Origin of the sequence: Candidatus Nitrosotalea sp. FS (genome assembly GCF_011319475.1) — an archaeon.
In the GTDB taxonomy this organism is placed as follows: Archaea; Thermoproteota; Nitrososphaeria; order Nitrososphaerales; family Nitrosopumilaceae; genus Nitrosotalea.
Genome location: NZ_RCMC01000204.1, coordinates 1 through 598, shown reverse-complemented (window position 1 = coordinate 598; position 598 = coordinate 1). Strand labels below are relative to the sequence as shown.

The following is a 598-nucleotide window of genomic DNA, read 5'->3' as shown; positions in this document are numbered from 1 at the left end:
TGGAGGTCCAATAAAATGGACAGCCCACAGACCTGACAAATCAACAATATCTGGAACACTTGATACTGGAATAAGGTCAGGAGCAGCGGTACATCAGATTTTACGAGATGCGTATGATAATGAGTTTGGTGCATGGTCGATTAATTATGCATACGGAGATTTCAATCAGACAGTTAATTTTAAGGTCAATTCCCTTAACTTGGCTGTATTCACAGACAAGTCACAATATCACGAACCGGACATAATGAAGATAAACATTACAACATCTTATTACGTGCCTGAAGGAAAATTCGCACCGACTTTTTATCTGAATTTTTATGATAGGGACGGGAAGACGGTCTTTGTCAAAGAAATTGAGATTAAAGCAACACAACCAGACATAGAATATAATTTTCCGATGGTTCAGATAGCTAAATACAATCCGCCAGGATTGTACAACCTAAAAGTTCAATATTTCAATTCAACTGTCAATGTACCATTTCTTGTAGGCGATATCCGAAAATTGATGGAGCTTACAATAGAATCCATGTCAGCATCATACTACCCTGGTGATGATGTCATACTGGACCTTCTTGTCACAAGTGTCAAGGAATCCACG

The 598-nt window shown here is 38.5% G+C and carries 1 protein-coding gene; it reads left to right on the top strand.

Annotated elements, in window-relative coordinates; all coding sequences use genetic code 11:
- Window positions 1–598: hypothetical protein (locus DYY66_RS07650; RefSeq protein WP_166287748.1), on the top strand; the 598-nt coding region annotated here is incomplete at both ends.